General features: G+C 54.8%; 1 rRNA gene. It reads right to left on the bottom strand.

The annotated features are described in order from the left end of the window. Nucleotides 1-6 precede the first annotated feature (6 nt). Nucleotides 7-2,920 (bottom strand): 23S ribosomal RNA (locus KNO58_RS15200). Nucleotides 2,921-3,006 lie beyond the last annotated feature (86 nt).

The raw sequence follows: 3,006 nt of genomic DNA, 5'->3' as shown, positions 1-3,006 counted from the left end.
TTAGACTAGATCAAAGCCTCGACCGATTAGTATCATTCAGCTCCACACGTCGCCGTGCTTCCACCCATGACCTATCTACCTCATCGTCTCTGAGGGGTCTTTCTTGATTGCTCAAAGGGAAATCTCATCTCGGAGGGGGCTTCATGCTTAGATGCTTTCAGCACTTATCCCGTCCGCACGTAGCTACCCAGCGATGCTCCTGGCGGAACAACTGGTACACCAGCGGTGCGTCCATCCCGGTCCTCTCGTACTAAGGACAGCTCTCCTCAAATTTCCTGCGCCCACGACGGATAGGGACCGAACTGTCTCACGACGTTCTGAACCCAGCTCGCGTACCGCTTTAATGGGCGAACAGCCCAACCCTTGGGACCTACTCCAGCCCCAGGATGCGATGAGCCGACATCGAGGTGCCAAACCTCCCCGTCGATGTGGACTCTTGGGGGAGATCAGCCTGTTATCCCCAGGGTAGCTTTTATCCGTTGAGCGATGGCCCTTCCATGCGGAACCACCGGATCACTAAGCCCGACTTTCGTCCCTGCTCGACTTGTAGGTCTCGCAGTCAAGCTCCCTTCTGCCTTTGCACTCTTCGAATGATTTCCAACCATTCTGAGGGAACCTTTGGGCGCCTCCGTTACTGTTTAGGAGGCGACCGCCCCAGTCAAACTACCCACCTGACACGGTCCTCCAGCCGGATCACGGCTGCGAGTTAGAGACTCTATACGCAAAGGGTGGTATCCCAAGGGTGTCTCCACCGAAGCTGGCGCTCCGGCTTCACAAACTCCCACCTATCCTGTACATCGCGTACAAAGCCTCAATATCAGGCTGTAGTAAAGCTCCATGGGGTCTTTCCGTCCTGTCGCGGGTAACCTGCATCTTCACAGGTACTATGATTTCACCGGGTCTCTCGTTGAGACAGTGCCCAAATCGTTACGCCTTTCGTGCGGGTCGGAACTTACCCGACAAGGAATTTCGCTACCTTAGGACCGTTATAGTTACGGCCGCCGTTTACTGGGGCTTCGGTTCAGTGCTTCTCTTGCGATGACACATCCCCTTAACCTTCCAGCACCGGGCAGGCGTCAGCCCCTATACTTCATCTTGCGATTTAGCAGAGACCTGTGTTTTTGCTAAACAGTCGTTTGGGCCTATTCACTGCGGCTTATGTTGCCATAAGCGTCCCTTCTCCCGAAGTTACGGGACCATTTTGCCGAGTTCCTTAACGAGAGTTATCCCGCGCGTCTTAGAATTCTCATCTCGCCTACCTGTGTCGGTTTACGGTACTGGCGCCGACCTCCTTACTAGAGGCTTTTCTTGGCAGCGTGAAATCCGGTACTTCGCCCTACGGGCTCCACGTCACAGCTCAACCTTGTGTGCCGGGCGGATTTGCCAACCCGACGGCCTCGCTGCTTGTCCGTGCACTTCCAGTCGCACGGTTACCTTATCCTTCTGCGTCCCCCCATCGTTCAAACGGTGGTACGGCGGTACAGGAATATCAACCTGTTGTCCATCGCCTACGCCTTTCGGCCTCGGCTTAGGTCCAGACTAACCCTGAGCGGACGAGCCTTCCTCAGGAAACCTTGGGCTTTCGACGGAGGGGATTCTCACCCCTCTTTTCGCTACTCACACCGGCATTCTCACTTCCAAGCGCTCCACGGCTCCTCACGATACCGCTTCACTGCTGCTTGGAACGCTCCCCTACCATCCCTTACGGGATCCATAGCTTCGGTGGTATGTTTAGCCCCGTTACATTTTCGGCGCGGCGTCACTCGACTAGTGAGCTATTACGCACTCTTTGAATGGTGGCTGCTTCTAAGCCAACATCCTAGTTGTCTGTGCAACGCCACATCCTTTTCCACTTAACATACACTTGGGGACCTTAGCTGATGGTCTGGGCTGTTTCCCTTTCGACTACGGATCTTATCACTCGCAGTCTGACTCCCGAGTACAAGTTGCCGGCATTCGGAGTTTGACTGAATTCGGTAACCCTGTGGGGGCCCCTAGTCCAATCAGTGCTCTACCTCCGGAACTCTACACCTCGAGGCTAGCCCTAAAGCTATTTCGGGGAGAACCAGCTATCTCCAGGTTCGATTGGCATTTCACCGCTACCCACACCTCATCCCCGCACTTTTCAACGTGCGTGGGTTCGGACCTCCAGTCAGTGTTACCTGACCTTCATCCTGGACATGGGTAGATCACCTGGTTTCGGGTCTACGACGACGGACTGATGCGCCCTATTCAGACTCGCTTTCGCTGCGGCTCCGCCTCATCGGCTTAACCTCGCCCGCCATCGTAACTCGCCGGTTCATTCTACAAAAGGCACGCCATCACCCGTTAACGGGCTCTGACTACTTGTAGGCATACGGTTTCAGGATCTGTTTCACTCCCCTTCCGGGGTGCTTTTCACCTTTCCCTCACGGTACTGGTTCACTATCGGTCACTAGGAAGTATTTAGCCTTGGGAGATGGTCCTCCCGGATTCCGACGGGGTTTCACGTGTCCCGCCGTACTCAGGATCCACTCTGGAGGGGATGGGATTTCGGCTACAGGGCCGTCACCTTCTCTGGCCGACCTTTCCAGGTCGTTCACCTATCCTATCCCTTTGTAACTCCGTATAGAGTGTCCTACAACCCCAGGAAGCATGCTTCCTGGTTTGGGCTGTTCCCGTTTCGCTCGCCGCTACTCAGGGAATCGAATTTTCTTTCTCTTCCTCCGGGTACTTAGATGTTTCAGTTCCCCGGGTGTGCCTCACGCCGTGCTATGTATTCACACGGGTGTCCCGCCAGTCTCCCGGCGGTGGGTTCCCCCATTCGGATACCCCTGGATCAAAGTGTACTTACCACTCCCCAGGGCATTTCGCTGTTCGTCGCGTCCTTCATCGGCTCCTAGTGCCAAGGCATCCACCGTACGCCCTTTCTACCTTGATCTAGCGTCTAAGACACACGGTCCTCACGGACCATATGTGAAATAATTGGTTTGATGTCTTGATGAATCTTCAGTTTTCAAGGAACAA

The sequence above is a fragment of the Exiguobacterium sp. J17977 genome (assembly GCF_018616375.1).
Taxonomy (GTDB): Bacteria; Bacillota; Bacilli; order Exiguobacteriales; family Exiguobacteriaceae; genus Exiguobacterium; species Exiguobacterium mexicanum.
The sequence above is the reverse complement of the archived record's forward strand: the minus strand, read 5'-3'. Positions and strand labels throughout refer to the sequence as shown.